We start from the raw sequence: 22,335 nt of genomic DNA on the forward strand, positions 1-22,335 counted from the left end.
ATAAAAGCACTCCAAACCTTGTTGCCTATGATTTGAAATGTACCTATTCTTTAAAACGGCCTGAACAGTTCAGTCCGCCTCCCGAAAGTAATTTATTGAGCGCTTTATATACCAACCCAAAAGTTATCTGAAGCGTCCTATCTGTCACAATTTAAACTGTAAAAACTATGATGAAACCTCTATTTAAGTATAGAGTAAGTGTCTTAAATGCGGTAGTAAAAATTATCACCGTATTTATTGCAGCACTTTTTTTCCTTCCGTTTAAAGTTTCGGCAAAATCATCGCTATTTGCTAATACCAATTTTACTCGTATAAGCCATGGTGCCTCACCAGCTAAGCCTCTAGCTTTTAAAGATATTGAGGTGCGAGGTACCGTTACCGATACCTCGGGTGTTGGTTTACCCGGCGTGCAAATAACTGTTAAAGGAAGAAACGGATATGGAACAGTTACCGATGTTAACGGTGGTTACTTAATAAGAGTACCTGAAGATGCCACACTGGTATATAATTTAATGGGCTTCTTACGGCAGGAAGTTCCCGTACGCTCACGTGATTTTATAGCAGTAAGGCTTCGCCAAAACACCGCATTACTTGAGGATGTGGTTGTTGTTGGCTACGGCACCCAGCAAAAAAATAATGTTACCGGTGCGCTTACCTCGGTAACATCTAAAGAGTTGTTACGCACACCAACTGCAAGTCTTACCAATAGTTTAGCAGGGCGGCTGCCGGGTTTGCTCACCATACAAAGCAGCGGCGAGCCTGGTGCCGATGGCTCTGCGCTGTACATACGTGGCTTTGGTACCTATCAGGGCAAAAGTCCGTTGATACTAGTTGATGGTATTGAAAACAACATTGACGGCATTGATGCTAATGATGTTGAAAGCGTGAGCGTGTTGAAAGATGCCGCCGCTACGGCAGTTTATGGTATGAAAGGTGCAAATGGTGTTGTATTGGTTACTACCAAACGCGGTAAAACTGGCAAGCCGGTAATTTCATTAACAGCACAGGTTGCGGCTCAGCAACCCATAAACATGCCCAAATATCTTGATTCATATAACGCCTTAACGTTATTCAGGGAAGCGTTAAACAATGATGGACTAAACGCTAATTTATACACCGATGAGTACTTAAATAAGTTTCGTGATCGCAGCAATCCAACTTATGAATATTTATATCCAAACGTAAACTGGAGCGACGAACTGATCAAGCCGTATTCGTTAATGAATCAAACGAATCTTAACGTAAGTGGTGGTTCATCAACAGCGCGTTACTTTGTATCAATGGCTTACTTAAGGCAGGCGGGTTTATATAAATATGATAACCTGAATGCCTACAATATTAATGCTGTACTTAACAAATACAATTTCCGCAGTAATATCGATATTGATCTCACCTCGCTGCTTAGGCTTGAGCTAAATCTGTCAAACATAGTACGCGACCGTAATTATCCTACCGAGACGGCCAGTGCATTCTGGGGCGAAATAAGAAACACGCCATCCTACCTGTATCCGCTTAGAAACCCTAATGGTTCGGTTGCGGCTCAAAAAGATGCACCTCCAAACCCTTATGGCAGATTAACGCAGTATGGCTACACGCGCATGTTTGAAAATACGCTGAACTCAATTGTTGGCTTTACTTTAAAACTTCCGTTTATAACCGAGGGCTTGAGTTTCAGAACAAGGTTTGCTTATGACGCTTTAAACTACAGGAACATCAATCGTAAGCGTAATTACTCTACTTACAAATTTACCATTAACGAAAGCGAGACTGATTTAAGCAAAGGAAATTACGAAGAGTTAAGCACGGGCGATGGGCTGCTTGGCTTTGCCATTGTAGCAAACGGGAGCCGCAAATCAACCTATGAAGCTTACCTTAATTATGACCGTACATTTGCCAAAAAGCACGCCGTAAGTGGTATGTTACGCTACAACCAGGCACAAAGCTTTTTAGCAACCTCAAATGATGATGGAGCCATTGCAGCACTGCCTTACAAACAGTTAGGTTTAGTGGGTAGGTTAAATTACGCCTATGACAGGCGTTACGTGTTGGAGTTTGATGCCGGCTACAACGGTTCAGAGAACTTTAGAAAAGGCAAAAGAATGGGCTTTTTTCCTGCCGGGTCTGCCGGCTGGATTGTATCGAACGAAGAGTTTTTAAAAAATTCCAAAGTTGTATCACTCATGAAGCTTAGAGGCTCTTACGGTATTGTAGGTGTTGATAACAGCGCCGGGCGTTTTGCCTACCTAAGTACCTGGCAAACAGGCAACGGTAGTGGTTACAGGTTTGGATTAGCTGCTGATGGTAACAGCTTTTCGGGTGCACAGGAAAGCGCAACCGGTAACGAATTTTTAACCTGGGAACAATCAGCTAAAGCTAACATAGGCATTGACCTTGAACTTCTAAACGGCGAAATTGCTTTTACCGGTGATATATTCAGGGAAAAGCGTACGCAAATTTTGACGGTGGCGCGTGTAATTCCTGATGTAACCGGTGTGCAAAATTTACCTGCTATTAACGCAGGAATTGTAAACAATAAAGGGTTTGAAGGTGAGCTAACTTGGCGTAAACGGTTTAAAGACCATTATCTTATGCTAAGAGGATCATACTCTTACGCCACCAACCGCATTGTTTACGCCGCAGAACCTGTATATGCGTTGGCTTACAGAGGACTTAAGGGTACTCAAATAAATGAAGCTTACGGATTAATAGCCAACGGTTTGTTCAAAGATCAGGCTGATATTGCGGCAAGCCCGGTACAGCAATTTGGACCGGTACGCCCCGGCGATATCAAATATGTTGACCGCAATCGCGATGGGGTAGTGAACACGCAAGATCAAGGATATTTAGGGCAGGTAACCACGCCAAAATCCATCATGGGCTTAACAGTGTCTTACACTTATAACCGCTTTGATGTTAACGTGCTATTGCAAGGTACAACCGGTGGAAAAACATGGCTTACCGGCACATCTGCTTGGGCATTTGCCAGCAATAGCTCGGTGTTAGCCGATTATGTTGACGGAAGGTGGACAAGCGAAAACCCTGATCCAAATGCAGAATTTCCGCGCCTTTCTTCGTCCAACAACGTTAACAACAACCAAAACTCAACCTTTTGGCTCAAGTCATCAGATTATCTGCGTATTAAAAATATAGAGATAGGTTACACGCTGTCAAAAACATGGGTAAAAAAGATCGGGCTTAGCAATGTAAGAACTTTCATTAGCGGCTCAAACATTTATACATGGTCCAAGATGAAAATATTCGATCCCGAAATTCCTAACGGTTTTGGCAATTACCCACAGTTGCGTGTAGTGAACTTAGGCTTAAACGTATCAATGTAATGTTATGAAAAAAACTACAATTTTATTATTTGCAGCCATGCTTGCAGGTAGCGTTTCCTGCCAAAAATATCTTGATGTTGTACCCGCCGAATATTCGAGTGCCGACGACGTTTACAATAACATAAACCTCACAGAGCAGGCACTGGCCCGTATGTATAATGCCCTGCCTGATGAAATGACGGCCTATTATACAGCTTGTACCGACGAGACATATCACCACTGGTTTGACAATGGTGAGGCTATAAATGCATATAAGTATAACTTAGGTAGCTGGAGTACCAATGATAACCCACTGGGAAATTGGTCTGGCCGGTATCAGGACATCAGGCGTGCTAACATATTTATTGAAAGAATAAACAATGTGCCAATACCGCTTAACCGGGCCAGTTACTACGAAATTTGGAAACCGCGCTATAAGGCCGAAGCCAGGTTCTTACGCGCTATGTTTTATTTCGAATTGTTTAAACGCTATGGCGCTGTACCTATACTTACAAGTGCTAAAGATGTAAATCCAGATAATTTGGAAGATACCCAGGTATCAAGAAACTCCGTTGATGAAGTGGTGAGTTTTATTACATCAGAATGTGATGCAGTTGCCGATGCTTTGCCGCCAACGCAGGAAGCCGCTCAAACAGGGCGTATTACCAAAGGAGCGGCATTAAGCTTAAAGGCAAGAACACTGCTTTATAATGCAAGTCCGCTGTTTAACGGCAACCCTTTGTACAGCAACATACGAAATAAAGATGGCAAGGCATTATTCAGCGCGGTGTACGACCGCGAGAAATGGAAAAAGGCTGCCGACGCAGCAAAGGCTGTGATTGATTTAGGAATTTATACTTTGTACAGCCCCTTCCCTAATAACCCGGTGCAAAACTACGCTGCGCAGTTTTACACCCGCGATTATACCGAAACTATACTTCCGCGTATAATGGGTAATAGTGTAACCATCGACGCTAATCAGTTACCAAATGGAGCACCGTTTAAAGGTAGCGGAAAGTACACCCCACTGCAACAATTTATTGATTCTTATGAAATGAAGAACGGCTATCCTATCACGGCCCAGGGTTCGGGGTATAATAATACCGGTACCTGGAGTGGGCAGTTATGGGACGGGCTTAAATTTCAAAACGTGACCAACATTTCAAACATGTATAAGGACCGCGACCCGCGTTTTTATGCATCTATATTTTTCCAGTATACGGTATGGCGTTTTGACGCTATGAAAAGACCGGTAAGACTGGCATGGTTTGGATCAGGTAACGGGCAAACTGACGGTTGGGCAACCGGCAAATCTGGTACAAACCCTTTAGGGTATAATGTGCGCAAGTTTTTATCGCCCGATTATGACCGCAATGCAAACACTGGTACCGGAACGCGAAACTTTCCATTATTCAGGTTAGCAGAGGTTTATTTGAATTACGCCGAGGCCATGAATGAATACTTGGATGCACCTGATCAAAGCGTTTACCAATATCTGAATATGGTGCGGGCACGTGTTTCCATGCCGGCACTGCCGATTTTAGCCGATGATCAAACCAAAAATGGTATGCGTAAACGTATACAAAACGAACGGCGCGTTGAGCTTGCATTTGAGAGTCACCGTTTTTGGGATGTAAGACGCTGGCTTATTGCCAAAACAGTGGACAAAGGTGAGGTGCATACACTTAATGCCCGTCCGTCTGCTGCGGAGCTTGCCGCAACCGGGTTAAATGTTACTAGTGAAGCTGCAGGTGTTGCGGTATTTTACAAACCGGTGGTTATTCAAACCCGTAACTTTGATGATAAGCATTACCTGATGCCTATACCACAAACAGAAATTGATAAGGATCCCAACCTGGTACAGAATTACGGTTGGTAAAGGCGTTCTATTTATCTTTAATCTGTTATTCGTTTAAACGAGCCTTCAATTGAAGGCTCGTTTTTGTTATAATGTTAAGTAGATATAAATACAGTTTATGTTTAGCTTAAAAAGTTATCGACTTTTAAGATAACGAAGGCTTGATGGTATCGTTTCAAAATTACCATCACCAGTTAGTTTAAGCTCAATTAAAGCTGTTTTACGTGGGCTTACCTTGTTGTTGCTGTAGTGCGTATGAAATACGTAATACCATTTGCCATCTTTGCCTCTAAGTAAATCGCCATGACCACTTCCATTTTGGTTGGTAATTTTACGGCTTATTAAAGGATTACTGTTATATTTTTTCCACGGTCCCAAAGGCGAAGGAGCCGTAGCGTAACCAACTGCGTAATCAATGTTTCTGAAATCGTTAGCCGAGTAAAACATGTAGTATAGGTTCTTGATTTTTACAACGGTTGGTCCTTCAGTAACCGGCCAGTTTGAGTTTACTGTGTTTTCCCATGTTTCGGTAGCTGTAATACAAGGTTTAAGCGTAGTGCTATCAATATCCGTCAGGTTGTTGTTTAAACGAGCCATATAAATCCGGTTGCCGTTTGTGAGCCTTACGAAGTATAAGTAAAGTTCACCGTTGGTGTCTTTAAACACAAAAGGGTCAATGTGTTTGCCTGATAAAGTAATGTGTTTTAATTGCTGTTGCTTAAAAGGCCCCATAGCGCTGCTGGCTTCTGCAATGGCTATTTGCTCGTTTGCCGTATAAGCTATGTAATACTTATTGTGATGTTTAAATACCTGCGGTGCCCAAAAGCCCGATGTACCAAAGCTTTCACCTTTGGTCAACGCATTTAATTCATTAGTTTTCCAAGTCTTTAAGTCGGTAGATGTATAAACTCCAAAGCCGTTTGCTTTACCCGTACCATATAAATAATAGGTGTCTGCATCTTTAAATATACTTGGGTCTGCTAAGGTAATGGTATCGCCTTGTGCTAAAGCATAAAGTGATGTGCAAACTAGTATAATGCTTATTATCAATTGCTTCATTTGAATTGCTTTTATGGCACAGCGTAAAGTAACGTAAATGATTGCTAAAGCTACAAGAATTATTTACCGGCCGTTTGTTCATTTTTTAGTCGTTTTGTCTCAAATTAAAAAGGCGATATGTTATTGTATTGATTTTAAATGATTGATAATCAAATACGTTTAATTGTAATTTTTATGATGCAACCATTTTTACATGCTTAGCTGTGCATTGTAATTCCATAATATCAACGATATTTGATTTCGATGCCGGGTTAACCGGTTAACCAATTATACTGTCCAATACATTTTAACTACCAAATTAACAGATGGAAAAGTCTCGTCGTAATTTTATCAGGCAGGCATCATTAGCCGGCGCCGGTGTAATGCTTAGCAAAACGGGTTGGAGCGCCAAAAGCTACAAACGAATTATCGGCGCTAACGATAGGGTTAGAGTAGGTGTAGTAGGCTTTTCAGATCGTCATCGCAGTTCACATATGCCTTGTTTTATGAATCATTGCAAGGAACTGAATTTTGAGGTGGTTGCAGTTTCTGATATATGGAACAAGCGACGCGAAGAAGGCGCAGCCATGTGGAAGCAAAAAATGCAAAACGACGTTAAGGCATTTCGCAATAATGATGAGTTATATAACAGCAAAATGGTTGATGCTGTATTTATAGGCACTGCCGATTTCCAGCACGCCTTGCATACTATTGAAGCAGTTAAAGCCGGTTGTGATGCCTATGTTGAAAAGCCTTTTGCCGAAACCATGGAAGATAATAAGGCAGCGCTTAAGGCTGTTAAAGAAACCGGGAAGATAGTGCAAATAGGTTCGCAAAGAAGAAGCGGGTCTAATTACCATGCAGCCAACGATTTTATCAAATCAGGAAAGTTTGGCCCCATAACCATGGTAGAGCTTACCTGGAACGTAAACCAGCCCGGTCGCTGGCGCCGCCCTGAATTACTTACACAATTAAAGGAGCAGGATACTGACTGGAAGCGCTTTATCATGAACCGTCCGTTTGAAAAGTTTGATCCGCGTATATACCTCGAGTATCGTTTGTTCTGGCCTTATTCTTCAGGTTTGCCGGGCCAGTGGATGAGCCACCAAATTGACACCGTACATTGGTTCACCGGTTTAAAACATCCGCGAAGCGTAGTTGCCAATGGTGGTATTTACCAATGGAAAGACGGACGCCGTAACTGGGATACAATTATGGCTGCCTTTGATTACGGACCCGAAGATGATATGACGAAAGGGTTTCAGGTTACATTTGGCTCGCGCATGCATAACGGCGATGAGCATCCGGCCGAAATATATTATTCAAATGGTGGCGAACTGAATTTGATTACCAACAAAATTTCACCTAAAGGCGGATTAACTCAAAGATCAGCTGCAGCTATGAATATGTCGGCAAACTTGTTACCTGAATTAAGCCTTGACAATAGCGAACAGGTTGTAGCCTCAGCTAATACAGGTGGCGATAGGCTGACATCAAATCACGTGCGTAACTGGATGGAATGCGTGCGCAGCCGTAAACAACCAAACGCACCGGTTGAAGCTGGCTACTATCACAGTATTGCCAACATTATGACCACTGCTGCAGCTCATACCGGTTCGAAAGCAACTTTCGACGAAAAAGCTCAGGAGGTTAAGGTAAACGGTAAAGTATTTAAATACTAAGTTGTATGGCAAAGTTTAAGGTGTTAAGTGGCTTAGCTGCCGCATTGATTGTTTCTACAAGTGCTTTCGCACAAGTTGAAACTGTTACCATCAAGCGCAACGACAAGCAAAAGAAAGTTGAAGTATTGGTAGGCGGAAAGCCCTTCACTACTTTTATGTATCCTGATACCTTGGAAAAACCTTTTCTTTACCCGATAAGAACCGCATCAGGCGCCGAAATTACCCGTGGTTTTCCGCTTAACCCAAAACCGGGCGATCCTACAGATCATCCGCATCATATTGGGTTATGGTTTAACTATGAAAACGTAAACGGGCTGGATTTCTGGAATAACTCTTACGCTATTCCTGCTGCCAGGAAAAGCCAGTACGGCTGGATAAAAACTCAGCAAGTCACAGAGGTTAAAAGTGGTAGGAAAGGTATTTTAGCTTACAGCGCTAATTGGACCAATCAAGCTGGTGATGTTATACTAAAGGAGAATACACGCTTTGAATTCAGCGGTGATAAAAACCAGCGTGTAATTGACCGGATAACCACTTTAACAGCTGTACAGCAGGCATTATTTAGTGATGTGAAGGATGGTATGTTGGGCTTACGCCTTGCGCACGAGTTGCAAATGCCAACTACCAAAGACGAAAAGTTTACCGACAACAAGGGCATTGTTACTGTCATAAAAGGCGGAACAGACAAAGTGCCAACCGGCAACTACCTTACCAGTGAAGGTAAAGTTGGCGATGCAGCATGGAGCAGTCGTGGCGTGTGGTGTAAAGTATATGGTAAACTAGGTGCCGATTCTGTTAGTGTTGCCATTATCGATCATCCGCAAAATCCAAATTATCCCACATTTTGGCATGCCCGGGGATATGGCTTGTTCGCAGCTAATCCGCTAGGAGAGAAAGTTTTTACCAACGGAAAATCTGAAAAGAATTTAACGCTTAAACCTAACGAGTCGGCAACGTTCAAATACCGTGTAATAATCAATAATGACAGTAAGACACTCAAGCCAGAACAACTTAATGAAATGGCTAGCACCTTTGGTAAATAATACAATTGATATGTTAAACGTAAGATATAATTTATCCATAATCAGTTTCATCCTGGTGTTTGTTGGAACAGTCAATACATCTTCAGGGCAATCAAAAAAGCTGTTATTTCCTGAAGCTCCCGGTATTGTGTCATTTACCTACCGAAACCTGTTTGCAAAGGATGTTCCGTCAACACTCGATATGATAAAGGGAAACGGTATAACTGATATTGAATTCTCAAATTTATTTGGGCAAAAGCCTGAGGATTTAAAGCGAATGCTGGATGAGCGTGGGCTAAAGTGTTCATCGTATGGCGTAAACTGGGAAACCATTACAACTAAAACAGATGAGGTGGCTCAAACAGCCAAAGTGCTTGGCGCAAAATTCGTAAGGATAGCCAATATCCCACATGCCAAAGGCAGCTTTACTTTAGATAACGCAAAAAATGCAGTAAGCGAATTCAACAGGGTAGGTAAAATATTAGCAGATAATTATAAGCTTACTTTCATATACCATAATCATGGTTTTGAATTTGAACCGTATGAAGGCAAAACGCTTTATGATTACATTGTAACCAACACCAACCCAAAATATGTAAGTTTTGAACTTGACATTTTGTGGGCCTTTTTCCCTGGCCAAGATCCTGCAAAGTTACTCGAAACATACCCGTCGCGTTACGTTGCATTGCATTTAAAAGATTTAAAAAAGGGTGTAGCCGGTAACAACTCAGGTGGTACCGATCAAAATAACGACGTAGTACTGGGCACCGGGCAAATTAACATACCTGCTGTAATCAAAGCCGCGCGAAAAGCTGGGGTTAAGCATTTTTATATTGAAGATGAAAGCCGTGCCTCAGTTGAGCAGGTGCCGCAAAGCATAAAATATTTAAACACACTAACAAAATAATAAACACTAAAAGTTGCTATGAATTTTAAATGGCTTTATAAATTATCTATTTGTGCAGGTTTGTTGGTTGCCCTTGGCGGCACAACAAATGCGCAGACTAACACTTTGTCGTCGAAAGAGAAAAAACAAGGTTGGAAATTGCTTTTTGACGGTAAAACTAGCAAAGGCTGGCGCAGCGCCAAGGCGGAAACCTTTCCTACTGGTGTAAATGGCTGGATTATAAAAGATGGTACGCTTACCATCCAAGCCTCCAATGGTGCCGAATCAAAAAATGCCGGAGATATTGTTACAACGGGGGAGTACGGTGCATTTGAATTAAGCTTCGACTTTAAGCTAACACGTGGTGCTAACAGCGGTGTAAAGTATTTTGTTACACTGCAAGAAAACTCAAACGCATCGGCAATTGGTTTGGAGTACCAGGTTTTAGATGATGAAGTTCATCCTGATGCAAAGTTAGGTAGAGACGGAAACCGCACGTTGGCATCGCTTTACGACTTGAAAACCTCCAACAAAACTGGAGCAACCAAACCTATAGGTGAATGGAACACAGGTAAGGTAATAGTTTACCCTAACAATCATGTGGAACATTGGCTAAACGGTGTCAAAGTGCTTGAATACGAACGCGGGTCGGACGAGTTCAGGAAATTGGTTCAGATGAGCAAGCACAAAATCTGGAAAAATTTTGGTGAAGCCCCTAAAGGCCACATTCTGCTGCAGGATCATGGTAATGAGGTAAGCTACCGTAACATCAAAATAAAAGAGTTGAAATAAATTAATGTTTAATACAAAGCCCTTAAAAGGCTTTGGCTTTAGGAGTTGCCGGGCAAGCCGGCAGCTCCTTTTTGTAAAAGCATCATTCAACGTTTATTTACACAAAACCTTTGATCAAATAAACCAGCAGAATCTTATTCCTGCTCCTGTATAAAGGAGGATGGCGAGTTGAAAAGTCATACCAGTGATGACCATTTAAAGCCGTTTTAAAAATTCCTTGCTTAAATTATAAGCGATTAGGAATCTAAATCAAGGCAGCTAGATACATTTATATCGCTGCTTTTTCATTTATCTATAAATGATTTTACCTGATCGCTCAATCCCTCGGTTGGTAAATTGGCTTTTAAAGAGTTAATATATTCAAGCGGGGTAACCTTAAAGTATTTTTGAAAATTACGTGTAAACAAGCTTTGTGAACTGTACCCAACAGACTTAGCTATTTCAAATAAAGTAAACTCATTTTGTGCAATTAATTTGGCTGCTTTCTTAAGTCGTGTGAGGTCGATAAGTTCTTTAGGGGATAATGACGATATGGATTTTACCTTACGGTAAAAAGTGGGGCGGCTCATATTCATATGGTCTGATAGTTTATCGATATCCATATTCGTGTCCTTCAGGTTTTTCCTTATATACTCGTCAAGCTTCTTTAAAAATGCCTCATCCGTTTTTGAATGTGCCATAACCCTTACATCTTCAAACGGCGAACTAGCAAAATGGTCTTTAATCTTCAGTCTGTTTTTTAACAGGTTAGCTATCTGGTGCTGTAACAACTCTGGCGAAAATGGTTTTTGAACGTAAGCATCAGCACCAACTTCAAGGCCTTCAATATGGGCGCTGTAAGTATTTTTTGATGTTAATAGAATAATAGGAATATGGCAGTAATCAACATTAGATTTTACGAGCCTGCAGAGTTCAAAACCATCAATGCCCGGCATCATAATGTCAGATATTATAAGGCTGATCATTTCTGTTGCCAGTATGTTTTGTGCAATTTCGCCGTTAAGGGCCAAATGCAGGGTATAAGTATCGCTCAAAACCTCAGATAAAAATTCAAGGATATCCTCGTTATCGTCAATGATTAAAATAGTGTCGCTCATATCATTTAATCTTTTTCCAGCTGCTTAAATTGAATTCAAACTTTTGGTGCACAGGTAGTGTCAACTCAAATACAGTAATGTTGCTTTTGCCTTTTATTAGTTTTAATGAGCCGTTATGCAATTCGGCAAGTGATCGTGCTAAGGACAGGCCTATACCTGTACCAGGCTTTTCATGTCCGCGCACTCTAAAAAACGGTTCAAATACCTTTTCAGTCAAGTCTGCCGGAATGCCCTTGCCATCATTACTAAACCAAATAGTAAAATGTTCATCATTCGCATTAATAGTGTTTAATGTTACCGTGGCTTTAGCTGCAGCATACTTTATAGCGTTTGAAATTAAGTTAGTTAAAATCTTTACCAATGCCTCTCTGTCTACAAATGCAATGGCGGGTTGTTTAGGTATATTGATTTCTAAAGAAATGTTGCCCTTCAGAGCTTCAGGCTTGAAAATAATTAGTTGCTCTTTAAGTAGCTTGCTTATATCTGTATTAACAAAGTTAAGCCCAAACTGATTCATTTCTGTTTTACGGAAATCAAGCAACTGCGCAGTGAGTTCTGTTAGGCGCTTTGCATTCTTTTCTATTAACAGCAGGCTTTTCTTAATGGAAGGCTGTTCCTCGGCCTTTTTCACCAGCCATTCAACGGGGCCAACAATGAGGGTTAGAGGCGTTTGAATTTCGTGGGCTATATTAGTAAAAAATTCAATTTTTGCCTGGTAGATTTCTTTTTCCTTCTCATGTTCAAACAGCTGAATTTTGCGGTGGTTTTTGCGTTCAAGATATTGATGATAGTACCTAACGGCAAGATACAGACTTATAAAAGTAGCTAATATATAAAACGCATAAGCCGTATTACTCTTCCAAAAGGGAGGCAATACTTTGATAAATATGCGGCGTTCTTTGCCTACCCAACTTCCTACGTTGCTTTCGGCCTGAACATGAAAAGTGTAATCGCCTGCTGATAAATCGGTAAAGTAAGCCTTTCGGTTGCTGTTAAGATATGTCCACTGCTTATCAAGGCCGGCCATAAAATATTTGTAACGTGTAACCTGTGGTGATGAATAATTTAACGCCGCAAATTCGATACTAAAGTTGCTTTGGTTATGATTAAGCGTGATAGTATCGGTGTAAAGAATTGAACGCGTAAGGGTTTTGGTTTTATCGTTAGGTACAATCTCTTTATTGTTTATTTGAAAACCGGTGATATACGTGGGTGGACTGGCATCTTTGTGTGCAAATTCAGCAGGGTTAAAAGCAACCATTCCCTTAACTGAGCCAAAATACATTTTACCTGAGGGATGTTTATAAGCTGAATTATAATTAAACTGGTCAGTAATCAATCCGTTAGATTGCGTGTAAGTTTTGAATTTTTCCGTTTTAAGGTTGAGGCAGATAAGTCCTCTAAGTGTACTTACCCAAAGGTTTTTATTGCCGTCTTCAAGCATACAAAATATTACGTTTGTAGGCATTCCCTGTGTGGTGGTAAACCTTTTAAATGTTTTTAAATCAGGGCTAAGCTTAATTAATCCGGCGCCTTCGGTGGCAAACCACATGTTTCCATTACTGTCTTGCATTATGTAATGCACAGCTACCTCGTTTATATACTTGTTATTTATTTTGGTGCCAAAGCGTATGTTATCAGTCTTACCTGTTTTAGGGTTATAATAAAATGCACCTTGTGAAACGCTGCCCGTCCATATGTTGCCCTTGTTATCTTCGGCGATGTGAAACACGTACGAGTCGTACGGTATTTGCTTAATGCGCGAAAATGTTTTTTGCTTACGGTTATAGGTAAACAGCCCCGAACCATTGTAAGCCGTTCCAATCAAAATTGTGCTGTCCCTGGTTAAGTGCATGCAGAGTATAAAATCACTTGCATTATCATCTTTATTACCAATGTATTTGAAACGGCTGGTTATTTTTCCGGTTTTAGTATCCATTATTTCCATACCGTGAAAAAATGGACCTATCAGTAACTCGTTTCCAATTGAGAGCAAACCGTGAATGTTGGGATAAGAAAGATCGGCTGTACTACCGGTTGATGTAAAGTTTGAAAATTTGCCGGTATTTAAATCCAGTTTATTAATACCGGCATCTTCGGTCCCAATCCACAAATTTCCGTTGTTATCGGGTCTTATTTCGCGTACGGCATCACCGGAGATGGAGTTTGTTTTTACCTGCGGATAGTATTTTTCAAATCGTGCGTTTTCTTTGGAGTAATAATTTAACCCGCCAAAGTAAGTTCCTGCCCACATACCTCCCTGATTGTCTTTACAAACAGCGTAAACAGCGTTATCAGCAATGGCATATGGGTCTTCGGAACTTTTACGAACGTTAAGGCTCTTATTGTTGAGCAGGTTATAAATAAAAACTCCCGATTCCGTTGCTATCCAATAATTAGTTTTTGAGGCTGATGTAATGTCGCGTACGTATATTTCAGCATCATTCTTTTCACGCAAAGGAATTGAGCGGGTTAGCCTTGTTGATGGATCAAATATTTTAAGTCCTTGTTTAAAGCACCCTATGAGTATTCTTCCGTCTTCAAGCGGATAAATTTTATTTATCGAGCGCAACTTAGGCTGTATGCTTTGACCAACAGCGCGTATATATTTGATCTTTTTAGTAGTGGGTGAGTAGATGATGATTTCACCATCGTTATTGCCAATTAATATATTATTATGCTTATCAACCGCTGTGCAAGTTCCTGTTATTGATGCGTCTTCTACCTTGTTTTTTTGCTGATTGTATCTAAAAAGAGAATAGTCGGCCAAAAACCAAAGATTGCCGTTAAGGTCAATTAGTAAACTCCTGATGTATGATTGCGGAGCGACATCCAGCGATGTAAGAACTTCTTTATACGGGTCGTATTTAAAAATGCCTTTACCGGTGCCAATCCACAGCATTCCTTTGCGGTCTTCCTTAATAGCAGTAATTACGTTATTGCCGAGGTTGCCAAGCTTGTTTTTTTTATTTTTTATAAGCTTAAAAGTGTAACCATCAAAACGGTTTAAGCCTCCACGCGTTCCAATCCACATCAGGCCCTTGCTATCTTGTAATATTGATGTAACCGCATTGTGCGATAAGCCATCATCTACCTGGTAATGTTTGAAATAATAAGATTGCCCGAAGCAGGCGAAAACCGCTCCGATTAATAAAACCACAACACAAGCCGCACGAAGGAACAGGCGCATAATTAGTAGCCCAAATATATTAAAAACGTTGATGTAACAATAGCTTTACACCGTTGCCCAAAACTGGCTTTGCCTACAGCCAGCCAATAGTTGCCCTATAATAGGATAAAGCAACTTTTTAGCAAACAAAGCTCTGCATATTGAGACAAATCGACAAAAAAATGAACAGCGCGCCGCGCCTCAAAAACTAGATAATAGTCTCGATTAAATTTATATTTACATCCTGTAAACCATTACATAAACCAAGTTTAGCGGGCAACCACATTTGTTGTTTCATCATATAGATAAATGAGCCGATTATTGATAGGTAAGTTTTTTTGTAATCATCAGGTTTCAATAATTATGTTATTTGTTGCAGGGCTTTGCTTTGGGTTTACTTACAAACCTGCGCTTAACGAGTTTGAAATACATGGATACGCGCAGGGGACTACTTACAACATAATTTACTATGCTGCAGACACTAGGGTAAACAAATATCAAACCGACAGCTTGCTTGAGGAGCTTGATAAATCTGTATCGTTATATCAGCCTGCATCTCTTATTAACAAGTTCAATGCATCACCTAAAGGAGTTTATATTGACACGTTATTAAAAGCTTTAGTTAGCAAGGCGTTAGAAATAAACAAGCAAACAAACGGAATGGTTGACGTAACCGTTAAGCCACTTGTTGATGCCTGGGGATTTGGTTCGGTTAAGAACACTGTAAAGCCAAACTCAACCGTTATTTCAAAAATTAAAAAGAGTGTTGGAATGAGTAACCTCAAACTCGTTGGCAATTATCTGTCAAAAAAACGTCCGGAGGTACAAATAGATCTTAACGGCATTGCCCAGGGATATTCTGCAGATTTATTAGCGCAATTGCTGGAGCGAAAAGGCATCTACAACTACATGATTGAGATAGGGGGAGAGCTGCGGATTAAGGGCAGCAAACCTAACGGCAATTTATTTAAAATTGGGATTGAGTCGATTAATGTAAATGATTTTGAGCCTCAGCCTATGCGCAAGATTGTCTCTTTAAAACAAGGTGCACTTACCACATCAGGTACTTACCGTAAGCATGTTAAAGCAAATGGAAAAGAGATTTCTCATTTGATAAATCCAAAGACGGGCTATCCGGTAAGTAATGAGATGATAAGCGTGACAGTTTGCGCAAGCGATGCTATAACGGCCGATGGCTTTGATAACGGATTCATGCTCATGGGGCTTACACAAACATTAAAATATTTAAAAGATAGAACAGATATTGGCGCGTACATTATTTACAAGCGATCAAACGGCTCAATTGCCGATACTACAACAAAAGGTTTTAACATATTGACGATTACAGAATAGATGATAAGGAGAACGTTTTTAAAAAATTCGGGGCTTGTTGCCGGTGGCTTATTACTTAGCAACGGGCAATTGTTAGCCAAGCCGGCAAACGGCATTATAAAAATTGGCATCATTGGTTGTGGAGACAGGGGAAAGGGAATTATGCGCGTAATTGATCAGTTTCCTGATAAGTTTAAAACCGTTGCCATTTGTGATGTGCTTGATATGCGGCTCAAAGAGGCTCAAAAGTTTGCCAAGCAAACTGTTTACAAGCAATATACAAACCATAAACAGCTGCTGGAAAACAAGGATGTTGACGCCGTTGTAATTGCAGTGCCGCTTAACATGCACTACCCCGTTGCCGTTGATTCGCTTAAGGCAAACAAGCATCTGTATCTCGAAAAAACCATGACGTATAATGTGCGTCAGGCTTTGGATTTACTCAAGCTAGTAAAAAATCATCCTAAGCAGGTGGTGCAGGTTGGTCATCAGTATCGTTATTCACCTCTTTACTACAAAGTGAAGGAAATGATTGAAAAGGGCTACTTAGGACAAATTAGTCAGGTTGATTGCCGTTGGGACCGCAATGCTAATTGGCGCCGGCCGGTGCCCGACCCTTCTTTGGAAAGGCAAATTAACTGGCGGATGTACAAAGAGTATTCTGGTGGTTTAGTGGCCGAATTGCTTTCGCATCAAATTGACTTTATAAATTGGGCATTTGATACCCACCCGTCTGAGTTTATGGCAACGGGAGGCATTGATGTTTTTAAAGATGGACGCGAAACTTTTGATAATGTGCAGGTAACGCTACGTTACCCCGAAAAGAATCTGATTGGAAATTTTGGAGCTACTTGTGGAAATAGCAGAGATGGTTACCTGTTTAAAATTAAAGGTACTAAAGGAACGGTGTCATTGCTTACCGACCAGGGAATGTTTTACCCTGAACAAAGTTTACTTAAAGAAAAAGGTGTTGTTGATGGCGTAACCGGTGCTACCCGCATTACCTGGGCTAAGGAGGGTGGAACGCCTATTTTACCTGAACCTACCCGCGATGGTACCTGGTATGCCCTGAATGATTTTTACGACAAAATAGGTACTGGAGAACTTCCAGACTCGAATATATATACGGGAGCTAAAACTGCCATATGTGTTCATTTAGCAAACCAGGCATTGTACAACAATGAAATTGTACACTGGAAAGATGAGTATAATGTGAAGGCATAAAACGGAGCATACGTTATCTTATAAGCCGGAGCTAGGTTGCAAAACCTGGCACCGGCTTTTCATTTTATGATCTATTTTTACTTGATTCAACTTAGAACGTTTTGATACAAATCGACAAAAGGTTGAGAAAAACTTACTGTTACTTATCGTTTACTTTGGATTATTAACAGCAACAAACCTAAAAGCATCTCTTTGCCCTAACAAGAGATAGAACTTCCAAAGCGTTACAAATTACTTTCCTCATTGCAGCTGTTCGAACAAAAGGTGTATGGCGCAGGGGATTGATATGTAAGTTTTTAACCAATTATATGTAAACCTAAATTCAGTAAAATGATGAGAAACAAAATGTTTACTTTAACGCTTGCTGGCGCTACCTTGCTATCTGTTGCCTGCCTAAAAGAAAGGCTGAGCAATGATGCTGAAGCTGTGTCTGCCGAACAAACCGCTTACAAAACCAATGCGGCCCCGCCGTTCGGTACATTGGTTGACAGCGCGGTTTACCGCATACGGGGGCTTGCCTCCATAGCAGGTGGACCGGCTATGGAAGTTACAGGAAATTCAACTGCCGAAAACCAGCAAATTCAGCAATGGTCGTGGTTTCCGAATAATGGTCAAAAGTGGCGCTTAATTAAAACAGATGCCACTTATTACAAACTGGTTAACCTCACCAGCGGAAAGTGTCTTAAGTCGCCGTCATCAACATCCGGCGATATTTTGCAACAGGGCACCGATAACGGAACCGATTCGCAGCGTTGGGCAATTGCATACACTGGCACGGGTAACAACTTTACCTTAACCAACAAAGCCACCGGAATGAAAATGGTTATTGATCCGGATAGCAGTACACCAGGTTCAAAAATAAGGCAAAAAAGTACGGTGAGTGGTACGCAAGACAGGTTTGAATTCCATAATCTTGAGTTTAATAATCCTGTGAATAACAATGGCCGCCCCGATCCGTTTGTTGCTCAAAAAGATGGCTTTTATTATTTCTTATCTACCAAAGGGAACCGCATATCAATTACAAAGACAGCTGATATGTCGCTACTTGCAATAGCGCCGGAGACTACAGTTTGGACGCCGCCATCAGGCACCGATCACTCAGGAAGTATATGGGCACCTGAATTGTTTTTCCTGTCGGGCAAGTGGTACATTTATTTTGCTGCAGCAGACCCTAACGTTGCTGATAGCCACCATATGTTTGTGTTGGAAAATTCCAGTTCAGATCCAACTACAGGTACCTGGACTTTCAAAGGAAGAATATTTGATACCACAGACCAATGGGCTATTGACGGAACTGTTTTAACCATTGGCTCAACCAATTACTTTGTTTGGTCGGGCTGGGAAAACACATCTACTAAATACAAGCAGTATTTATACATTGCACAAATGTCAAACCCATGGACTATCACTGGTAGCAGGGTGCTTATATCATCACCAACTAACAATTGGGAGCGTTATGAGCCAAGCGGCAACCTTGGCGCCGGTGTAAATGAGGGGCCAATTGCTTTGCAAAAAGATGCCAATAGTCCAGTGTTTATCATATACTCTGGCAGTCGTTACAGTAGCGACAACTATTGTCTGGCTCAAATTCAATTAAAATCTGGCGGTAATCCGTTGATTGGTTCTGATTGGATTAATAAAAAGCAGGTTTTTGTGCGCAATGATGCCAATGGGGTTTATGGCCCGGGCCATAATGGCTTTTTCACGAGCAGCTATACTGATCCAAACGGCGTTGCTAAAACCGAAAACTGGTTTATTTATCATGCCCGTAATGTTGCTAATACATCTAATGGCGAAAGGCGCCCGCGTATGCAAAAATTAACATGGAACGCAGATGGTTCTGCAAACTTTGGAACCGCCGTAGCCAACACTACCAAACTTGCCGTACCAATAGGTGAGTAGAAAGTACTGATAAAATAACCAAACCAAAAACCTCACTACATCACAAATTCAATAAGCCGGTAGCAATATCGGCTTATTGTTCTTAAGTACTACCTTGCACAAGTAGTTTAAAGCTACGCTAATACATCCCTATTCGTTGCGCATGATTTATACCCGTTTCAAAATAGTAAAGCTCGCGAGCCTGATTATATTAATCACTATAAATTGCCTTTTTGCGGGGCAATTATCAGCCCAACCATCTGATAAAATTTACAAAACCTGGGAAAAAGGCTTTACCCAAAGCCTGCGAAGTACTCATGATATGGCCTTACCCGCATGGGGGCCTTATTCAACCAATTATAATGGTATAAGCCACGTTCCCGCGCGTAACAATGGGATAAGATTTGATGTAATTGTTCAGCCTTCGTTTTACCTGCGTAATAACATTGCACTTGCCAGCACACAACGCGAGTCGGGTTACCATCCGTGGCAAGCGTCACCAACGCTTTCTTACTTTTCTTACAGGTATGAACTTGAGTGGAAAGACGGGGTATATTGCGATGTTTCATTCAGTGAAATTGATAAGCAAAGCCGTTTAATAAAAGCCGAATTTGTAAACAATACCCAAAGCAACCGCAGTTTGGCACTCAATCTTTTTAGCACTATTAGTTTTCCATATAACAAAATGGTAAAAGTTACACTGCCTGAAGGCACTAGTTGGCAAGAGGCGGCGAGTTACATAAGCCTTACAGATTCTGTAAAATCACCTAACTATAATTTGATATACAACGGACAACTGCGTGGCCAGGTTACTGACGAAAATGCTGTAAGCGGTACGGCTATACAAACAAGCAAAATTGCCGGGCAAGTCATCAACTTCAAGCTAGGTAACTTTAGGCATTTAAAAAATGGATTACTCATAATCAGGTATAAAAACAGTGGTAGCAAAGATGTCAGACTACAGGCTGTAGTAAATGGCCAAACAAAAAAGGAACTGATTTTTAAGGTAGCAGCTAATTACGCTCAATTAAATCTAAATATTAATGATTTGAAAGGCGAATTTTTGTCTCTCCTGTTGAAGACCATTGGTGATGGTCCAATTTTTTTAGATGGCTTTGCTTTAGTGAATAACGATGAAGTACCGGCCGTAAAATTTCAAAATGAAGAGTTGAATTTAAAGCCTGAAATTACGAATGTACTTCATAACGGTGCAATACTAAAGTATAATGACATTGACGAGTACTATGGCATACTTTGGCAAGACACCACCGCCGATAGGCGAACCATACTTGATCAAAGTCCTGATGAAGCACTCGCCAAGTTTGACAACCTTGTAAAAGCAGGCCATGCAAGACTCAACGGTGGCCGTATAAACGGTAATGGAAAAGGTTATTTTCGCAATGTGTTCATAACACCAATAGTTGTAAAGCCAGGGCAAATGCTGTCTAAAAATTTTGTTGTAGTATCTGGTAGTACGAAAGATCAGGTGGTTGAAAAACTTAAGTCCTTCAATATCCAGTGGGCATCTTTTGAAACAGCTTATACAAAACGTAAAAACGAGGCCGCCTTGCCAAAGGTAAATCAAGGAGGAAAGCCATTCTCGTTTAGTCAGCAATTAATGGCTGCCACGGTGTTAACAAACCTTAACTATCCTGTTTTTGCCGGCAACAAATATTTCAAACACACTACTCCTGGTAAGCGTTGGAGTTCTTTTTACACTTGGGATTCGGGATTTATTGGTTTAGGTTACACTGATATTAATCTAGGCAGAGCGTTAGAAAGCCTAAACGCTTACACTATGGATGAGCAAGAGCAATCAGCATTTTTAGAGCATGGTACACCTTTACCTGTGCAGGCTTACCTGTTTAATGAGCTTTGGGATAAAACTCAAAACCTTGAATACCTCAAGTATTTTTATCCGCGTTTAAAGCGCTATTACAGCTTTTTATCAGGTGCCGAAAACTCGCCCACACGCCGCTTAAAAAGCGGCATGATACAAACCTGGGATATATTTTATAACTCAGGTGGCTGGGACGATTATAGTCCGCAAGTGTACACGCATCAAAAAAAGCTGGAAAAGTTAATTGCTCCGGTTATTAACACCGCACATCAAATACGCTTTGCCAAATTACTTAAAGCAGCTGCTTGGCAGCTTGGCTACAAGCAGGATATTGCTATTTATGATGAAGATATAAAAGTCTACACTAATGCCTTGCAGCAAAATTCTTGGGACGAAGCGGCAGGATACTTTGGTTATGTAAATCATGATGCTGATGGAAAAGCAACCGGCATATTAAAGCATGAAACCGGAGTAAACTATAACATGGGCTTGGACGGCTGTTCACCTCTTATTGCAGGTATTTGCACGCCGCAGCAGCAAGTCAAGTTGCTTGCTAACTTGTTTACAAGTGCCAAGCTATGGACGGAGCAAGGAATAACAGCTATTGACCAGTCTTCGCCATACTACAATAAAGACGGTTACTGGAACGGCAGAGTATGGATGCCTCACCAATGGTTTTTATGGAAGACCATGTTTGATTTGAATGAGCCCGAGCGCGCACTTCAGATTGCAAACACCGCTTTAAACGTTTGGAAGAGAGAAACCGATGACACCTACAATTGCTGGGAAAATTTCGGTGTAGAAACGGGTAATGGCGGTGGTTGGCACCAGTTTGGCGCATTGTCATCGCCGGTTATCAATTGGTATAACGCATTGTATAAACCCGGCACAATAACCCACGGCTTTAACTTATGGTGCATAAAGCAAAGTTTTGGTGCCAATAATGACGGCTATAAAGGAGAGTTTCAATTATTTGATAACACCTCAAATAACGGTGCCGCAATGCTTCTATGCCTTAACGAAAATTTTGAATACAAAGCCGCTTGTAATAACCAGCCAGTTAAGTTGACAAAAGTTGCCAACGGCTCGTACATTTTAAAAATTACAAGTCAGTCAAAAAGGAAGCTCAGCATTCAAATAACTAAGAAGGTTTAAGTATTAAGCCGGACATTCGGACTAAAGCAATTTCTGTTCTCA

The 22,335-nt window shown here is 41.0% G+C and carries 13 protein-coding genes; 10 read left to right on the forward strand and 3 right to left on the reverse strand.

Annotated elements, in window-relative coordinates:
* Nucleotides 1-167 precede the first annotated feature (167 nt).
* The gene (locus QZ407_RS06495; RefSeq protein WP_295768894.1) at nt 168-3,338 is read left to right on the forward strand and encodes a TonB-dependent receptor; all 3,171 of its coding nucleotides are present in this window, start codon (nt 168-170) and stop codon (nt 3,336-3,338) included.
* 4 nt (nt 3,339-3,342) lie between these two features.
* Entirely contained in the window at nt 3,343-5,196 is a 1,854-nt protein-coding gene (locus QZ407_RS06500; protein ID WP_295768897.1) for a RagB/SusD family nutrient uptake outer membrane protein, read from the forward strand.
* A 114-nt stretch (nt 5,197-5,310) separates the two neighbouring features.
* Here QZ407_RS06500 and QZ407_RS06505 read toward each other — a convergent pair whose 3' ends face one another.
* The gene (locus QZ407_RS06505) at nt 5,311-6,234 is read right to left on the reverse strand and encodes a glycoside hydrolase family 43 protein (protein ID WP_295768899.1); all 924 of its coding nucleotides are present in this window, start codon (nt 6,232-6,234) and stop codon (nt 5,311-5,313) included.
* A 305-nt stretch (nt 6,235-6,539) separates the two neighbouring features.
* On the opposite strand from QZ407_RS06505, the gene QZ407_RS06510 reads away from it, so the two are divergent.
* Genes QZ407_RS06510 through QZ407_RS06525 form a run of 4 tightly spaced genes read left to right on the forward strand, consistent with a single transcriptional unit; the run spans nt 6,540 to nt 10,595 of the window.
* Nucleotides 6,540-7,895 carry a Gfo/Idh/MocA family oxidoreductase gene (locus QZ407_RS06510; RefSeq protein ID WP_295768901.1) on the forward strand — a complete coding sequence of 452 codons (1,356 nt, stop codon included), beginning with the start codon at nt 6,540-6,542 and terminating at the stop codon, nt 7,893-7,895.
* A 5-nt stretch (nt 7,896-7,900) separates the two neighbouring features.
* Entirely contained in the window at nt 7,901-8,938 is a 1,038-nt protein-coding gene (locus QZ407_RS06515) for a PmoA family protein (protein ID WP_295768903.1), read from the forward strand.
* A gap of 10 nt (nt 8,939-8,948) precedes the next feature.
* Nucleotides 8,949-9,824: a sugar phosphate isomerase/epimerase gene (locus QZ407_RS06520; protein ID WP_295768905.1), complete on the forward strand. Its 876-nt coding sequence runs from the start codon at nt 8,949-8,951 to the stop codon at nt 9,822-9,824.
* A gap of 18 nt (nt 9,825-9,842) precedes the next feature.
* Nucleotides 9,843-10,595 (forward strand): DUF1080 domain-containing protein, encoded by a 753-nt coding sequence (locus QZ407_RS06525; protein ID WP_365334747.1) that lies wholly within the window; start codon nt 9,843-9,845, stop codon nt 10,593-10,595.
* A gap of 284 nt (nt 10,596-10,879) precedes the next feature.
* Here the strand turns inward: QZ407_RS06525 and QZ407_RS06530 are convergent, their stop codons facing one another.
* Both QZ407_RS06530 and QZ407_RS06535 read right to left on the reverse strand, forming a co-directional pair.
* Nucleotides 10,880-11,692 (reverse strand): response regulator, encoded by an 813-nt coding sequence (locus QZ407_RS06530; protein ID WP_295768907.1) that lies wholly within the window; start codon nt 11,690-11,692, stop codon nt 10,880-10,882.
* A 1-nt stretch (nt 11,693) separates the two neighbouring features.
* A complete protein-coding gene (locus QZ407_RS06535) occupies nt 11,694-14,882 on the reverse strand; it encodes a sensor histidine kinase (RefSeq protein WP_295768910.1) in 3,189 nt (1,062 codons plus the stop codon).
* A 342-nt stretch (nt 14,883-15,224) separates the two neighbouring features.
* On the opposite strand from QZ407_RS06535, the gene QZ407_RS06540 reads away from it, so the two are divergent.
* The 4 genes from QZ407_RS06540 (at nt 15,225) to QZ407_RS06555 (ending at nt 22,293) form a co-directional block, all read left to right on the forward strand.
* A complete protein-coding gene (locus tag QZ407_RS06540) occupies nt 15,225-16,214 on the forward strand; it encodes an FAD:protein FMN transferase (protein WP_295768912.1) in 990 nt (329 codons plus the stop codon).
* Nucleotides 16,215-17,417, forward strand: a complete 1,203-nt coding sequence (locus QZ407_RS06545) for a Gfo/Idh/MocA family oxidoreductase (RefSeq protein WP_295768915.1) — start codon at nt 16,215-16,217, stop codon at nt 17,415-17,417.
* Nucleotides 17,418-17,747: 330 nt separating this feature from the next.
* A complete protein-coding gene (locus QZ407_RS06550) occupies nt 17,748-19,319 on the forward strand; it encodes a family 43 glycosylhydrolase (protein ID WP_295768918.1) in 1,572 nt (523 codons plus the stop codon).
* A gap of 142 nt (nt 19,320-19,461) precedes the next feature.
* Complete coding sequence (locus QZ407_RS06555) at nt 19,462-22,293, forward strand: trehalase family glycosidase (protein WP_295768920.1); 2,832 nt, start codon at nt 19,462-19,464, stop codon at nt 22,291-22,293.
* Nucleotides 22,294-22,335: the final 42 nt, after the last annotated feature.

The organism is uncultured Mucilaginibacter sp., assembly GCF_913773635.1.
GTDB lineage: Bacteria > Bacteroidota > Bacteroidia > Sphingobacteriales > Sphingobacteriaceae > Mucilaginibacter.